A 15,650-nucleotide genomic window follows, 5' to 3' on the forward strand; every position below is an offset into this window, starting at 1 on the left:
AATTTATCGAAAAAACCTTTTAGTTGCTTAAAAATAAATAAAATGTATTTTATTCAGTGAACCTTTTGCAAAGAACATCCGTAAAGGTTTAGGATGAAGTATTTTGCTTACATAATTGCTTACATAGACAAAATTCCAGTGATGAGACCGTTGCCGGAAACCGTCAAGCTGTCAGTTATCGCAAGTGTCGGCGTTTTTGTGTGGCTGATAAGTGGATTTCTTGTACCATCCGGTCCAGCTTTAGAAGTCCCCTCAAGTATTTCAGAAAAAAGCAATAATGCAGAAACCGTTAAAGTTGTCTCCAAAGAAATATTTGCCGAAGATTTTAATGAAATTCTTTCTATCCGCGGTTATACCAAGGCTAAAAGAAGTGTGAGCATTGCCTCCGAGACGTCGGGCATTATTGATGCCCTCCCTGTTAAAGAAGGTCAAAAAGTCAAAAAGAACGAGCTAATTTGCAAAATCCGCGTTGGTGCTCGTGAGGCTAAACTCGCTGAAGCCGAAGCGCTTATGCGCGCCAAAGAAATAGACTTCAAAGCCGCCGAAAAATTAGTTGAAAAAGGTCACTTTTCTTTAAGCCGTGCTGCGGCGGCGCAAGCCGCCTTTGACACAGCAAAAGCTCTTGTTGCTCAACGTCAGATCGAGCTAGAACGTACAATGATACGTGCGCCATTTGATGGTGTTCTGGATGTTAGGCATGTCGAATTAGGTGACTTTATAACAATAGGACAACCTTGCGGCACAGTAATTGACAAAAACCCTCTCAAAGTCGTCACTCAAGTTTCTGAAAAACAAGTCAGTTCTCTAAAAACCGGCGCGCAAGGAAAGGCGACATTGGCTACAGGAGAAGTCGTTGAAGGCGTTATTAGCTATCTCGCTGAAAAAGCCGATCCAGTAACCCGCACTTTTCGCATGGAAGTTGAAGTAGATAATTCCGATTATTTGTTACGAGATGGCGTCAGCACCAATCTTGAGGTGGAAGCCGGCATTACTGAAGCCTATTTGCTTCCGCATGGAATTATTACTTTAGATACCTCCGGTGATGTGGGTGTGATGACCGTTGAGAATAATCTTGCCCGTTTCCACCCAATCACAATTTTATCTGACGGGCCAGAGGGTGTCTGGATAAAAGGACTAAATGGCCCCCAAAAGTTTATTACTGTTGGGCAGGAATTCGTCATTGACGGTCAACCTCTCAAGGTAACAGAAACCAGAGTTTCAAAGGATAACGCCTCTACTGGTGAGGCATTAGTCCAATAATGTACAATATTGTGTTATCCGCTATTGAGCGCGGAAGAGCCGTCGTTTTTCTGATGGGCGTAATTCTGCTGTCTGGCATAGCTGTTCTCATTAACATCCCCAAAGAGGCTGAACCTGATATTCCAATTCCATATATTTATGTATCAGTAATTCATCCGGGTATCTCGCCTGAGGATGCGGAAAGGCTCATTGTCCGTCCGCTGGAAAAAGAACTGATGCTGGCTGAGGGACTTGATGAAGTCCTTGGATTTGGCGGACAAAATTACGGCGCTGTCATCGTTAAATATGATGTTGACGTAGATGTCGATGAGGCCTTACTGGAAACGACTCGCCTGGTAGATCTGGTTAAACCAAAATTCCCGAAGGAGAGTGAAGAACCTTTAATTAAAGAAGTCAACGTAACGGCTTTCCCAGCTCTTTTCGTTGCCTTGTCCGGGAAGGTCAGTGAGCGCGAACTTATCCGGCGGGCAAAAACTCTTAAAAATGAATTAGAAAACCTACCCAATGTTCTGGGCGCCGAAATTATGGGCGACAGGGAAGAGCAGCTTGAAGTGACCATAAATCCGGCACGTATGGAGGCGTATCAGATTTCGCATAATGATTTATATGCGATTATCGCCAATAACAATCGTGTCATTCCAGCTGGGCAAATGGATACTGGCCTTGGAAGATTCACAATTTCTGTGCCGGGTTTATTTGAAACCGCTGAAGATGTTTTCAAACTCCCCGTAAAAGTAAGAGGGGATGCGGTTGTTACCCTCTCTGATATTGCAGAAATCAGGCGGACATATAAAGACCAACAAACCAGGACATTTTATAATGGCGATCCAGCATTAATTTTAAAGGTTAAACGCAAAACGGGTACCAATGTTTTGGAAATGACTGATCAAGTCAGGGAAAGAACAATAGAATATACTGCTAATTGGCCAGAAAATATTTATGTGAATTTTAGCTTTGATCAGTCTTCTCATGTATTCAATATGATTAGCTCCCTTCAAAGTTCAATTGCCAATGCGATTGTGCTGGTGATGCTCATCGTTATCGGCGCACTGGGATTTCGTTCGGCGATGATGGTTGGCATCGCAATCCCAACAAGTTTTATGATGAGTTTTGTTCTGCTAAGCCTTTTCGGTAACTCACTTAATATGATGGTGATGTTTTCACTCATCCTTTGTGTCGGGATTCTGGTCGATAGTTCTATTGTAATTGTTGAATATGCCGATAGAAAAATGGCAGAGGGGCTAGATCGCAAGCAAGCTTATGCGCGGTCAGCCGAACGGATGTTTTTCCCAATATTATCATCAACGGCCACAACACTGGCAGCCTTCACCCCTCTGTTATTTTGGCCTGGTGTGTCAGGTGAGTTTATGAGCTACCTGCCTCGCACGCTTATTTTTGTTTTAACCTCATCATTGGTTATGGCGCTTTTCTTCCTACCAGCTATAGGTGGCCTTTACGGTAAAACTGAACAAGCAGGCGACAGGACGCTTACAGCTTTATCAGCGGCCAACCCTGATTTTATCATTGATGAAACAACCTTGACGGGAAGATATCTTAGGATTTTAGAACGGCTGATGGTGAATCCGCTTCGAACTTTTGTAGCACTAATGCTGATTTTCGCATCCATTATAATAACTTACAGATTTTTCGAAAAAGACACGCTGTATTTTGCTGAGATTGAACCCAGACAGGCAATTGTTCTGGTGCGTGCAAGAGGTAATCTATCTCTCGATGACACAGAAAAACTTACGCGCTCTGTTGAAAAAGAAGTCATGCAGATAAAAGGGATACAAGCCGCGCTTACACAATTCGGGCCTAACATCGCTTATGGTGGCTCCGGGAATAACGAAAATCCGACAGATCTTATTGGATCAATTTTTATTGAATTTCAGCATTTCACAGTTCGCGAAAGCTCAAAAAAAATAATCCAAAAAATTAAAGATCGAACTAAAGATTTCCCTGGCATCATTGTGGAAATTCGTGAGCAAGAAGACGGCCCTCCCATTGGGAAAGATATCCAACTTGAAATCAGATCGAATAATTATGAAGGATTGGTTGATATTGCCGAAAAGGCCAATGCCAAATTCAAAAGCTTTGATGAACTGCTCACCGATGTTGAAGACAATCGTTCATCACCCGGAATTGAATGGAAGATTAAAGTTGACCGCGAAAAAGCGGGGCTTTTTGGGGCGGACATATCCACTGTTGGCGCCATGGTTCAAATGATTACCAATGGTGTGGAACTTGGGACTTACAGACCAATTGATGCTGATGATGAAGTAGAAATTCGTATTCGCTATCCCGAAGAATATCGGGACATTAAAAATATGGATAGCTTACGCGTTAATACACCTCTAGGAAGTGTGCCAATCAGTAATTTTGTTAGCCGTACAGCCGACCAACGCAAAATCCAAATCGACAGGACAGATGGTTATCGCCAAATTACTGTAAAAGCCAATGTTCTAATTAACCCTGTCACAAATGAGAAATATCCTATTGCTGAGGCCATGTCGGAAATCCAGCAATGGCTTGATGAAGAAAATTTCGGGCCTGAATACCTTTTCCGTTTTCGTGGTAGTAGCGAGGAAGAGGAAGCCGCTGCCGGCTTTCTCGGAAATGCCATGTTGGGCGGTTTAGCCTTGATGTTTATTATCCTACTTCTTCAGTTTAACAGCTTCTACTATGCCATCTTAACCCTGACGACAGTGGCCTCATCTAGCATTGGCGTCCTCATCGGACTAATGGCGACTGGAGAACAATTTATTGTAGTTTTCTCTGGTGTCGGGATTGTCGCTCTTGCAGGCATTGTCGTGAATAATTCGATTGTTTTGATTGATACGCATCAACGGCTAGAAAAATCTGGTATAGAATTAAAAGAGGCTGTCTTACGCGCTGCCGGACAAAGAATTCGCCCTATTCTCATCACAACTGGCACGACAATTATCGGCTTGCTCCCCATGGCAATGGGAACCAGTATTAATATTTTCACCCGCTCTATCGAATTAAATAATCCGATTTCGGCATGGTGGACAAATATGTCGATTTCTATTGTTTTTGGTCTCGGCTTTTCAACCGTGTTGACGCTGATAACAATTCCGGTTTTGATTATGTTGCCGGATTATCTCCGCAAGGAGGTTTTTCCAAAATTTAAACAGCAATATGCCGTGCTTAGAAATGGATAAAAATTATTATAAAGTGCGTTCCATCTGACGATATTTATAGATAGCAACGGGAATACTCAGCAAATACGCAGCACATAAAATAAGTATCATAATCCAAGGAAAAGTAGACAATGCTCCGGCTATGAGTACGAATGTAAGAAAAATAGAAATCAAATAAACGCGTGGTACTTTAAATTTGAGATGCTTAAGCGAAAAGGTTGGAATACTGCTGACCATCAGCAAAGAAAGGATGACAACCAAACAAGCAATAGACATCAAAAAGGAAGACATATCAAACCCTAAAAAGGATAAATAAAGGGGTGAAAGAACCATAATTCCAGCTACAGGAGATGGAACACCCACAAAGAAGTTTTGAGTCCAAATCGGCATGGTTTCACCATCATCAGATGAAAGATCGTCTTGAAGAACATTAAATTTCGCCAAACGCAGAGCCGTACAAACCGTATATAAAATCACAACCAACCAGCCTAGTCGTTCTATCTCATTAAGTTGCCAGAAATAAATCATCATAATCGGCGCAATACCGAAATTAAAAAAATCTGCGAGAGAGTCGAGTTGCCCACCAATTTTGCTCTCTGCCTTGAGCGCACGCGCAACGCGCCCGTCAATCGCATCAAGCAAAGCAGCAAGGAAAATAAATTCAACCGCCAATTCATAACGCCCCTCAAGAGCGAAGCGGAACGAATTTAGTCCTGCGCAAAGTGCCAGAGTGGTGATGATGCTGGGAACAAGGGTTCTGAAATAAACAAAATTCCTCTGTTTCCCCCCCTTTTGTTTATTTGGCTTAACTTTAGGGTTTTGGCTTGTTTGTGAGTTGGATTTTTTAATGACTCTATCAGCCTTATGGCTGCCCTTTATTGACTAAATTACTACCTATTAAACCCGAAACATTATATCGGATCTGCGACGCGTTGAATTTGGTTATCTTTGTCCGCTAAATCAGCCATAATTGTTTCACCACCGAGTACCTGCTGACCTACAGCAACTTTCGGCGCAATACCGTCCGGCAAATATATATCGACGCGACTACCAAATCGTATCAGGCCAAATCGTTCTCCAGTTTTGAGGCTTTCTCCTTCCTCTACCCAGCATAAAATGCGTCGTGCGACAAGACCGGCAATTTGAACGACTACCATTTCCTTACCGTCAGGGAGTTCCAATAAAAGTGACTGGCGTTCATTTTGATCGCTGGCCTTTTCCAGATCAGCGCTCAAAAACTTTCCCGTTCGATAAAGTGATTTTTTAATTTTCGCCGTATGTGGGACACGATTAATATGACAGTTAAACACATTCAAAAAAATTGAAATACGTGTCATAGGTGTTTCGCCAAGTTCAAGCTCCTGCGGTGGCACGGCCTCAGTTATCATATTTACAACGCCGTCTGCAGGACTGACGACTAGCCCCTCCTGATTGGGAACATATCTCAGCGGGTCACGAAAGAAATAGGCGCAAAAAACGATGCCAATCACACCGAGCCAACCTAAAAAAGTTGAAACGAAAAACAGAGCGACCATTGCGACTGCAAAAATAAGAATAAATCTGTATCCCTCCGGATGTATCGGCAGTATCAGGGATAGGAAGTTATGCATTAAAAGCTCCTTCTTGTTCTGTAATTAATAATATCATGCTTTAACGTCACAGATTTGTCAGAATCATCATTAAGACTTGATAATATACTAAACTGAGGTTCTTTTATGACCAAGTCTGTTTGTGTTTTTTGTGGATCGAGAGATGGCAATTTGCCTGAATTTCAAGAGATTGCCAATGAACTAGGGCAATCACTTGCTAAAAAAGGCATTAATCTGGTTTATGGTGGCGGTCAAGTCGGACTAATGGGGCATCTGGCACGCGCTGCTCTGAAAGAAGGTGGGCATGTAACCGGCATTATCCCTGAATTCCTTAATAAACGTGAAATACGCTTCGACGAGATCTCTCAGGTGATTGAAACAAAAACCTTACGCGATAGAATCAAACAAATGGAACAACGTTCGGATGCATTTATTGTGTTACCAGGCGGGATAGGTACGCTTGATGAATTGATGCAGATGTTTACGATGAACCTTTTAAAGCAACAAAACAAACCAATTTACATCATAAATCTTAACGGCTTCTGGGATCCATTTTTCACCATGATGGATGCATTCGAAAATGCTGGATTTATCTATCCTGGCAGTCGGGACTTGCTAAAAGTCTGCGCCACTCTTGATGATGTTATGATGGAATTAGAAACTGAGACTTAATCAGTATTTGCCGGATTAGGCGAGACGCCTTCTTTCATCAACTTATAGACAATGCTGTCATGAAGCGCCTGAAAACTGGCTGCCACTATATTTTCCGACACCCCGACAGTACGCCATGATTGCCCTTCACCATCAGCACTTTCAATAAACACACGGGTCACCGCGCCAGTACCGGTATTAAGAATACGGACTTTAAAATCTACGAGACGCATATCCGCAAGATAGGGGGCGTATCGTCTTAAATCCCCTCGAATAGCCATATCTAGCGCATTAACTGGGCCATTACCTTCCCCGGTAGTGGTTACACTCTGACCGTCAATATTCAAACTAACTATCGCCGTCGCACGTGGTGCGGGGTTGGCTTCATCCCAAGCGACTTTTACCTCGTAATTCAGCACATTAAAATAAGTCGGTAAGGTTCCCAGCATTTCATGTGCCAATAATTCAAAAGACGCGCCGGCGCTGTCAAAACTATACCCTTCAAGTTCCTTATCTTTAATGCCGGAAAGAATCCGTTCAACGGCAGATTTATCCTCTCCGACAGAAATACCCGCAGCCTCAAGACGTGCCAAAATATTACTTCGTCCCGCCTGGTCGGAGACAAGAATAATACGCGCATTACCTACTTGTTCGGGGTCAACATGTTCATAAGTGGAGGGGTCTTTCATCACTGCAGAAACATGAATCCCCCCTTTATGAGCAAAGGCATTATCTCCGACATAGGGAGCATGACGGTTTGGCGTACGATTAAGAATTTCATCCAGCAAGAGCGAGGTTTTTTTGAGTTTTTTCAAATGAGCGAGATTAATGCCGGTTTTATATTTATCGGCATAACCTGGCTTTAAAAGCAAGCTTGGAATGAGCGACACCATATTCGCATTACCGCAACGTTCACCAAGCCCGTTAAGTGTACCCTGTACTTGTCGAACGCCGGCATCAATGGCAGCAAGAGAATTGGAAACTGCGTTTTCGGTATCATTGTGAGCATGGATGCCCAGCCTATCACCTTGGAAACGAGCCGAAAGCGCTGTGACAATATCATAAACATCGCCCGGCAATGTGCCACCATTTGTATCGCATAGCACTGCCCAGCGTGCGCCAGCTTCAAGTGCTGTTTCAATGCAAGACAACGCATAGTCAGGATTGGCCTTATACCCATCAAAAAAATGCTCACAATCAATCATGGCTTCTTTTTCATGTTCAACAATGGCTTTCACACTCTCAGAAATACATTCAAGGTTTTCTTCAAGGCTTATCTTGAGCGCGACATCAACATGATAATCCCAGCTTTTCGCTACCAGACAAACAGCCTGCGCTTCAGCACCCAAGATTTGCGCTAACCCCGGATCATTAGCCGCCGACCTTCCTGCTCGCTTTGTCATGCCGAAGGCAGTCATCTTTGCATGAGAAAAATCATGGGACTTAGAGAAAAAATTTGTATCGGTCGGGTTGGCACCGGGATAGCCGCCCTCAACATAATCCAGACCTAACTCATCGAGTGTTTTGGCAATGGTTATTTTATCATCAACAGAAAAATCAACGCCAGCCGTCTGTTGCCCGTCCCTTAAAGTTGTGTCAAATAAGTAGAGCCTCTCAAGGCTGTCGTTTTCACTCATTGTCTCAATTATTATCCCTTGAGACGATTCTTGACATGCGTCGGGCCGATAAGCAACAGCAGGTTTTGCATTTCGGGTCCGTGGGACTGACCGGTAAGCGCTTTACGAAGGGGCATAAAAAGTTCTTTACCTTTTCGGCCTGTCGATTGCTTAAGCTTCGTCGTCCATTGTGACCAACTTGTTTCATCCCATGGCTCATCGGGTAAACAGTCCAAAGCCGTTTCGAGATAAGCACTGTCTCCAGCGTCGATTACACTTTCCACGGGGCCTTGAATGATTTGCCAGAGCGCCAGAGCATCCTCAAGCTTGTCGATATTCCCCCTCACGGTCTCCCAAAACAATGCGCCAGTTTGCATGTCATCACACTGAATACCCAAAGATAACAATCTATCAGCCACTTTTTCATAGGGCAGGCTTTGTAGTAATTTAACATTCAATCTTTGCAATTCCGCTGGGTCGAAGCGCGCGGGGGCTCTACCTAGGCGCGTCAAATCAAAACCAGCAACAATCGCATCCATTTCAGCATGCGCTTCCACCGGGTCAGGTGTGCCGAGTCTCGCAATCAGACTGTTTATCGACATCGGGTCAACACCCCCTTCTCTCAATGACTCAAGCGATAACGACCCAAGTCGTTTTGACAATGCACTCCCGTCAGCCATAACCAGTAGCGGGTGATGAGCAAAAACAGGAATATCAACACCTTCTCCAGCAAGGGCGGTGATCAATTCGATTTGAGCCGCAGAATTTGTTACATGGTCTTCACCGCGAATAATATGCGTTATGTTGAAATCAAGGTCATCCACCGCACTAGGCAAAGTATAGAGATATGTGCCGTCAGCGCGAACAAGCACCGGATCAGAAAGGCTGGAGGTGTCCACAAGCTGTTCGCCACGTACCAAATCCTGCCAACTCACTTTATTGCCGGATAATTTAAAACGCCAATGCGGCGTTCGACCCTCGGACTCAAGTTTGGCTTTATCTTCATCACTTAGCTCCAGAGCAGCGCGGTCATAAACCGGGGGTTTACCTCTGGCGCGTTGGCGCTTGCGTTTCAGGTCGAGTTCATCGGGCGTTTCATAACAAGCATAAACTAACCCCATCTCTTTTAGCTTATTAAAAGCTGCATCATAGGCATCAAAACGATCAGATTGTTTTGCAGTTAAATCATACGGCAAACCGAGCCATGTCAAATCGTCAATAATACCTTGCGCGAAAGCCTCAGTGGATCTTTCAGAGTCAGTATCATCTAAACGCAGCATAAATTGCCCATCACTGGCTTTGGCAAAGAGCGCGCAGAACAATGCGGTTCGGGCATTGCCGACATGTAGGCGACCAGTCGGGCTTGGCGCAAAGCGGGTAATAATTGACATTTTTGTACCTTTCTTCAGCCCTTAAGGCGTGCGTTTCTAAAACCGTTCGTAATAGGATAACGACGGTCACGCCCAAAATTTCGATGTCCTATTTTGACACCAGGCGCCGCCTGACGCCGCTTATATTCAGAGATGTATAACAAATGCTCTATGCGTTTCACAGTATCAGGGTCATGACCTCTAGAAACAATCTCGTCAAAACCAAGCTCCTCTTCTACAAGCCCTGACAAAATATCATCCAGCGCGTCGTAAGGTGGCAAACTATCTTCGTCTTTCTGGTTATCGCGCAATTCAGCCGTTGGCGGTTTTTCGATAATGGAAACCGGAATGACTTTGCCCTTTTGCCCCAAAGCGCCGACAGGAAAATGTGAATTGCGCCATGCTGCAAGCGCGAAAATTTCGGTCTTATAAATATCTTTGATCGGATTAAAACCACCATTCATGTCGCCGTAAAGCGTCGCATAGCCAACTGACACTTCGGACTTATTGCCCGTCGTCACCACCATCGAACCAAATTTATTTGATAGAGCCATCAGCAATGTACCGCGCAACCGTGACTGGATATTTTCTTCCGTAATATCATTCGGCAAATCGCCGAATAGCGACGATAAAGAACCCTCAAGAACACCGACGCTATCTTCAATAGAAACTTCATCTAGTTTCACTCCGAGTAAGTCAGCACATTCTTTTGCGTCATCAAGACTTTCCTGAGAGGTAAATTTGGAAGGTAACATTATACAATGCACTTGCTCTGGCCCCAAAGCATCAGCCGCCAATGCCGCACAAATTGCACTATCTATTCCGCCAGATAAACCTAGTAAGACACTCGGAAATCCGTTTTTACGCACATAATCGCGTAAACCCAGCATCGCCGCTTGATAGGTTGCAGCCAACCCCTTTTCCAATAGAGCCTTATCGTCACTTAAGCATGTGGCTGTACCCTGAGTTAAAGACCAAGTGGTGTGAACAATGTTTTCTTGCCAGGCTGGTAATTGAATTTGGACTTCACCTGCCGACGACATCACAAAACTTGCGCCGTCAAAGACCAACTCATCCTGCCCCCCAAGCTGGTTAACATAAACCAATGGCAAATCGGTAGCGCGGCATCGTTCTATCGCATGCGCCAAACGTCTCTCTTGTTTGCCGGTTTCATAAGGTGAACCATTTGGAGATACTAGAATTTGCGCCCCACATGATTTTAAATGCGAACACACATCTTCGAACCAAATATCTTCACAAATCGGTAAGCCAATTTTCAAATCACCCGCAGATGTAGAAACGGTGACGGGATCAGGAAATAATCCGGTGAGAAAAAGTCGTTTTTCATCAAAAACTGAATAATTTGGCAAATGCACTTTATGTCGGATATGACTGCGCCCACCTTCTGCCACCATGACGCTGTTATAAAGCGCGCCATCTTCTACAAAAGGTAACCCGAAAATATATGCCGGCCCCCCATCTGCTGTTTCAGCAACTAACTGTTCAGCAACATCCATTATATGACGCACAAATGCTTGTTTCATCACCAAATCTTCAGGTGGATAACCACACAAAAATAACTCACTGGAAACAACAAAATCAGAACCAACTTTGATAGCTTCAGCGCGTGCTGCACGCAATAAACCCGCATTGCCGGAGACATCTCCGACCTTGGGATTAAGTTGTGCCAGCGATATGGTTATTTTTTCTTCCATAGCAGGTATTTAGCGTTAGTCACGGCTGAGAACAAGTCCAACCTCCTTCCCCTTGAATTTTGTCTGAAAAGCTGACAAAAGAAAGTTGAAAATGGAATAACTTTAATAGGTTAGTGCCATCTTAAATTAATGAGGTTTACAAAATGAGCTGGTCACCAGACAGTTGGCGCAAAAAGCCTGTGAAGCAAGTGCCAACTTATAATGATGAAAAAGCATTGAAAGAAGTGGAGGAACGCCTGGCCGGTTTTCCACCATTAGTTTTTGCCGGTGAAGCAAGGAATTTGAAGAGCCAGTTAGCAAATGTGTGCAATGGCGATGCGTTTTTATTACAAGGTGGTGATTGTGCTGAAAGTTTTGTCGAACATCAGGCAGATTATATTCGTGACACATTCCGTGTGATGCTTCAAATGGCCGTGGTGCTGACATTTGGCACCAAACTTCCAGTTGTTAAAGTCGGACGAATGGCCGGTCAGTTTGCCAAACCGCGCTCTGAAGATATAGAAGTTCAGGATGGTGTCGAATTGCCAAGCTACCGTGGTGATATCATTAACGGAATTGAATTCACAGCAGAAGCTCGCTTTCCAGACCCGACCAGACAGATATCTGCTTACAGACAATCTGCTTCGACACTCAACCTGCTCCGCGCCTTTGCCAAGGGCGGCTACGCAGATTTGAATGAAGTACACCGTTGGAACCTTGGGTTTGTCGCTGAAAGCCCACAAGGCGAACGCTATCAGGAAATCGCCGATCAGATTGATGCTGCGATGAGCTTTATGAATGCCTGTGGTATTAACAGCCTGACCGCACCGCAAATGAGCATGGTTGACTTCTACACCAGCCATGAGGCGCTTTTACTTGTCTATGAACAAGCCCTCACCCGTTTAGATAGCACAAGTGGTGATTTCTATGACACCTCTGCTCATATGCTTTGGATTGGAGACCGGACGCGCCAGCCTGACGGCGCGCATGTTGAATTTTTATCCGGCATCAAAAACCCTATTGGTTTGAAATGCGGCCCAAGTCTCAATCCAGAAGAGTTAATCGTACTACTTGATAAACTCAACCCAGAAAATGAAGCAGGTCGGATCACGCTTATTTCAAGATTTGGTCATGATAAGGTTGAAGATCATCTCCCAGCTCTTATTAGAAAAGTTAAAGCTGAAGGCCGTAAAGTCGTCTGGTCTTGCGACCCGATGCATGGAAATACGATTAAGGCTTCGAATGGCTATAAGACACGCCCTGTCGATCGTATTTTAACGGAAGTAGAGCAGTTTATCGGTGTGCACCAGGCAGAAGGTACGCATCCTGGCGGTGTCCACTTTGAAATGACAGGTCAAAATGTGACTGAATGTTTAGGCGGCGCACAAGCCATCACAGAAGCAGATTTGTCCAGCCGTTATCACACGCATTGCGACCCGCGACTGAACGGTTCACAAGCTCTCGAATTGGCTTTCCTCATCAGTGAGAAACTGAAACGCCACCACGAAGAAAACACCAAAGTCGCTTAATTAAGAAACGTAACTTTCTTTTTTAACTTACAGGTTGTTTCATTGTTACAATCTCTTCTGCAGCTGTTGGATGCACTGCGACGGTCGCATCAAATTGCGACTTGGTAGCGCCCATTTTTACTGCAATACCAAAAGCTTGAATCATTTCTCCACTATCAGGGCCAACAATATGAAGGCCGAGAACTTTTTCAGTCCTGCGGTCGACAATCAGCTTCATCAGTGTTTTTTCATCGCGGCCAGATAATGTGTGTTTCATTGGGCGGAACACTGATTTGTAGATATCAATCTCAAGCATCTCATCGCGTGCTTCTTCTTCGGTCATACCGACAGTCCCTACGGGCGGCTGAGAGAAAACGGCTGTAGGGATATTTGAATAATCAACAGCAAGCGGGTTGTTGTTGAAGATTGTTTCAGCAAAAGCCGCCCCTTCCCTAATCGCGACAGGCGTCAGTTGGCTTCGGTCAGTCACATCACCAACAGCATAAATATTTTCGACTGAGGTTTGGGAATAAGCATCAACTTTAATTTCCCCTTTTGCGCCGAGTTCAACGCCAACAACATCCAGCCCTAATCCTTGGACATATGGAATCCGACCCGTCGCATACATAACACATGATGTTTTCCTTTTCGTACCGTCCTTTAAGGTGATCTCAAAACCATCATCATTTTTTTGAATAGAGGTCACATCATTCTCGGTTTGAACATCAACGCCTTTTTTAATCATTTCTTCTTGAACATGGGTGCGAATATCGCCATCAAAGCCGCGCAATATCTCCTCGCCACGATAAACAAGCATAACATCCGAACCTAGCCCATTGAAGATACCGGCAAATTCAACAGCAATATATCCACCGCCGACAATCGTGATATCGGAAGGAAAATCCTCAAGATGAAAAGCGTCGTTGGAACTAATGGCATGTTCAATCCCCTCAATATGGGGCATGAAGGGTGTGGCGCCTGTAGCTACCAAGATATAATTTGCAGTGATTTCACGTCCATCCACCAAGATTGTGTGTGCATCCTTGAAAACAGCCCTACCGTTTAATATTTCCACGCCAGAAGCTTCCAAATTTCGCATGTAAATTTTATTTAAGCGATCAATTTCAGTGTCTTTATTAGCAATGAGCGTAGGCCAGTCAAAAGAGCGTGAACCTACCTCCCAACCAAAACCGACGGAATCTTCAAATTCTTCGGCAAAATGACTAGCGTAAACAAAAAGCTTTTTAGGTACACAACCTCTAATGACGCAAGTACCCCCGACACGGTATTCCTCAGCAATGGCGACTTTGGCACCATGGGATGCACTCATGCGTGCTGCCCGAACGCCACCACTTCCAGCCCCAATCACAAACAGGTCATAATCAAAACTCATATCTCACCAAACTCTTTTAAGCCGGTATCAGATGCTATTATTGCGCCGGTCGCTAGACCGAGAAAAAGACCATGCTCAACAACACCGGGCACATTGAGCAAAGCCTCAGATAGAGAAGACGCATCCTCAATATGCCCTAAAGCACAGTCATAAATATAATGACCGCCATCGGTCATGATTGGATTATCATCACCACGCAAAGTTACATCGCCGGACAAGCCATTGGTGCTAATTGCTTCGCAAATCATCTGTGCTGTTGTTTCATGTGCAAAAGGGTTAACTTCCACAGGCAAGGGGAAGGCGCCAAGACGTTCAGTTAGCTTGCTTTCATCTGCAATAACAATCATCCGGGTTGAGGCCGCAGCTACAATTTTCTCTCTAAGCAATGCCGCCCCGCCTCCCTTGATAAGCGTCAGACCTGCATCCATTTCATCTGCACCATCCACAGTCAAATCTAGCCCGCCGAGTTCATCAAGGTTTGAAAGTGGGATATTTAAACCTTCAGCTTGCTTACGCGTTTCTTCGGAGGTCGGCACACATTTTACATCTAACCCTGCCGCACATTTTTCACCAAGACCGGCAACAAAATGCTTAGCCGTAGACCCAGTGCCAAGGCCTAGCCTCATGCCAGAGACAACAAGCTCCAAAGCGCGAAGGGCCGCCTGTTTTTTTAAGTCATCGCTCTTAGACATCTTTATTAAACTGTTCTTTTCTGATCATTTCCCATGCACTGTTAATAATCGCCATTCGGTCATTCGCCAAGTGCAGAATCTCCACTGGTACACCACGGGCTTGCAACTGATCAGGATGGTTTTCGCGCGAGGCCTTTAACCACGCTGATCGCGCGGCATCAAAAGAAGCGTTTGGGTCAATACCAAGAACGGCAAATGGATCAAAAACATTAGGATTATGTCTGGCATGAATACGCGAAAAGTCTGCCTCGCTAAGAGCAAAATTTTCTGCCACGCGCCTAAGGAATACTTCTTCTGCATGATTGAGTGTGCCATCCGCATAGGCAATATAAAAAAGCGCATCTAAAACATCTTCACAAACTTTAGGGCGGTCAGCAAATATTTCAGCCACCTGACGCGCATAAGCTTCGAAACCAGCAATATCTTCTTGAGCCAACTTATAGACGCGAGCAACATTGCGTTGCTCACCTTCAGGAACACGGCAAATGCGGTAAAAAGCATCCACTTCAACAGGGGAAACAATACCATCTGCCTTTGCCATTTTGGCCGATAAAGCAATGAGCGCGATTGTGAAAGCAACCTCTTTATCCAGCTCACGGTCAAAGGCATAATGACCGGCAACAGTACCAGCCACAGCCCCTAAAGGACCGCCAAAATAAGCCCCAACAACAGCACCCGCAAATTTTCCCCATATCGACATGACAGAAGATTATCAG

The 15,650-nt window shown here is 44.6% G+C and carries 12 protein-coding genes; 4 read left to right on the forward strand and 8 right to left on the reverse strand.

Annotation, left to right across the window (positions count from 1 at the left end; translation table 11 throughout):
- The first annotated feature begins 150 nt into the window (after window positions 1-150).
- Window positions 151-1,260 carry an efflux RND transporter periplasmic adaptor subunit gene (locus RS24_RS02625; RefSeq protein ID WP_038300444.1) on the forward strand — a complete coding sequence of 370 codons (1,110 nt, stop codon included), beginning with the start codon at window positions 151-153 and terminating at the stop codon, window positions 1,258-1,260.
- Entirely contained in the window at window positions 1,260-4,442 is a 3,183-nt protein-coding gene (locus RS24_RS02630; RefSeq protein ID WP_021776631.1) for an efflux RND transporter permease subunit, read from the forward strand. The genes RS24_RS02625 and RS24_RS02630 overlap by 1 nt, the downstream gene beginning before the upstream one ends.
- 6 nt (window positions 4,443-4,448) lie before the next feature.
- Here RS24_RS02630 and RS24_RS02635 read toward each other — a convergent pair whose 3' ends face one another.
- On the reverse strand, window positions 4,449-5,300 hold the full coding sequence (locus RS24_RS02635; RefSeq protein WP_081696222.1) for a CDP-alcohol phosphatidyltransferase family protein: 852 nt from the start codon (window positions 5,298-5,300) through the stop codon (window positions 4,449-4,451).
- 32 nt (window positions 5,301-5,332) lie between these two features.
- Window positions 5,333-6,031, reverse strand: a complete 699-nt coding sequence (locus tag RS24_RS02640; RefSeq protein WP_021776633.1) for a phosphatidylserine decarboxylase — start codon at window positions 6,029-6,031, stop codon at window positions 5,333-5,335.
- Between the two features lie 105 nt (window positions 6,032-6,136).
- Between RS24_RS02640 and RS24_RS02645 the strand changes: the two genes are divergently transcribed.
- Window positions 6,137-6,682 (forward strand): LOG family protein, encoded by a 546-nt coding sequence (locus RS24_RS02645; RefSeq protein ID WP_021776634.1) that lies wholly within the window; start codon window positions 6,137-6,139, stop codon window positions 6,680-6,682.
- On the opposite strand, the gene cimA is transcribed toward RS24_RS02645, so the two are convergent.
- The 3 genes from cimA to RS24_RS02660 are packed head-to-tail and all read right to left on the reverse strand — an operon-like array spanning window position 6,679 to window position 11,362.
- Window positions 6,679-8,298 carry a citramalate synthase gene (gene cimA, locus RS24_RS02650; protein ID WP_021776635.1) on the reverse strand — a complete coding sequence of 540 codons (1,620 nt, stop codon included), beginning with the start codon at window positions 8,296-8,298 and terminating at the stop codon, window positions 6,679-6,681. The genes RS24_RS02645 and cimA overlap by 4 nt on opposite strands.
- 11 nt (window positions 8,299-8,309) lie before the next feature.
- Complete coding sequence (gene gltX / locus RS24_RS02655) at window positions 8,310-9,668, reverse strand: glutamate--tRNA ligase (protein ID WP_021776636.1); 1,359 nt, start codon at window positions 9,666-9,668, stop codon at window positions 8,310-8,312.
- Window positions 9,669-9,682: 14 nt separating this feature from the next.
- Window positions 9,683-11,362, reverse strand: a complete 1,680-nt coding sequence (locus RS24_RS02660; protein ID WP_021776637.1) for an NAD+ synthase — start codon at window positions 11,360-11,362, stop codon at window positions 9,683-9,685.
- Between the two features lie 143 nt (window positions 11,363-11,505).
- On the opposite strand from RS24_RS02660, the gene RS24_RS02665 reads away from it, so the two are divergent.
- Window positions 11,506-12,870 carry a class II 3-deoxy-7-phosphoheptulonate synthase gene (locus tag RS24_RS02665; protein WP_021776638.1) on the forward strand — a complete coding sequence of 455 codons (1,365 nt, stop codon included), beginning with the start codon at window positions 11,506-11,508 and terminating at the stop codon, window positions 12,868-12,870.
- Between the two features lie 22 nt (window positions 12,871-12,892).
- Here the strand turns inward: RS24_RS02665 and gor are convergent, their stop codons facing one another.
- The 3 genes from gor to RS24_RS02680 are packed head-to-tail and all read right to left on the reverse strand — an operon-like array spanning window position 12,893 to window position 15,634.
- Window positions 12,893-14,242: a glutathione-disulfide reductase gene (gene gor, locus RS24_RS02670; RefSeq protein ID WP_021776639.1), complete on the reverse strand. Its 1,350-nt coding sequence runs from the start codon at window positions 14,240-14,242 to the stop codon at window positions 12,893-12,895.
- Entirely contained in the window at window positions 14,239-14,934 is a 696-nt protein-coding gene (rpiA, locus tag RS24_RS02675; RefSeq protein ID WP_021776640.1) for a ribose-5-phosphate isomerase RpiA, read from the reverse strand. The genes gor and rpiA overlap by 4 nt, the downstream gene beginning before the upstream one ends.
- The gene (locus RS24_RS02680) at window positions 14,927-15,634 is read right to left on the reverse strand and encodes a TerB family tellurite resistance protein (protein ID WP_021776641.1); all 708 of its coding nucleotides are present in this window, start codon (window positions 15,632-15,634) and stop codon (window positions 14,927-14,929) included. Before RS24_RS02680 ends, rpiA begins: the two co-directional genes overlap by 8 nt.
- Window positions 15,635-15,650 lie beyond the last annotated feature (16 nt).

The sequence above is a fragment of the Candidatus Micropelagos thuwalensis genome (assembly GCF_000469155.1).
In the GTDB taxonomy this organism is placed as follows: Bacteria; Pseudomonadota; Alphaproteobacteria; order RS24; family RS24; genus Micropelagius; species Micropelagius thuwalensis.

Excerpts from the sequence above, each read along its gene's own strand:
- RS24_RS02660 (WP_021776637.1), bottom strand. The coding sequence starts at position 11,362 with ATGGAAGAAAAAATAACCATATCGCTGGCACAACTTAATCCCAAGGTC.
- RS24_RS02645 (WP_021776634.1), top strand. The coding sequence starts at position 6,137 with ATGACCAAGTCTGTTTGTGTTTTTTGTGGATCGAGAGATGGCAATTTG.
- gltX (WP_021776636.1), bottom strand. The coding sequence starts at position 9,668 with ATGTCAATTATTACCCGCTTTGCGCCAAGCCCGACTGGTCGCCTACAT.
- cimA (WP_021776635.1), bottom strand. The coding sequence starts at position 8,298 with ATGAGTGAAAACGACAGCCTTGAGAGGCTCTACTTATTTGACACAACT.
- gor (WP_021776639.1), bottom strand. The coding sequence starts at position 14,242 with ATGAGTTTTGATTATGACCTGTTTGTGATTGGGGCTGGAAGTGGTGGC.
- RS24_RS02680 (WP_021776641.1), bottom strand. The coding sequence starts at position 15,634 with ATGTCGATATGGGGAAAATTTGCGGGTGCTGTTGTTGGGGCTTATTTT.
- RS24_RS02640 (WP_021776633.1), bottom strand. The coding sequence starts at position 6,031 with ATGCATAACTTCCTATCCCTGATACTGCCGATACATCCGGAGGGATAC.
- RS24_RS02665 (WP_021776638.1), top strand. The coding sequence starts at position 11,506 with ATGAGCTGGTCACCAGACAGTTGGCGCAAAAAGCCTGTGAAGCAAGTG.
- RS24_RS02630 (WP_021776631.1), top strand. The coding sequence starts at position 1,260 with ATGTACAATATTGTGTTATCCGCTATTGAGCGCGGAAGAGCCGTCGTT.
- rpiA (WP_021776640.1), bottom strand. The coding sequence starts at position 14,934 with ATGTCTAAGAGCGATGACTTAAAAAAACAGGCGGCCCTTCGCGCTTTG.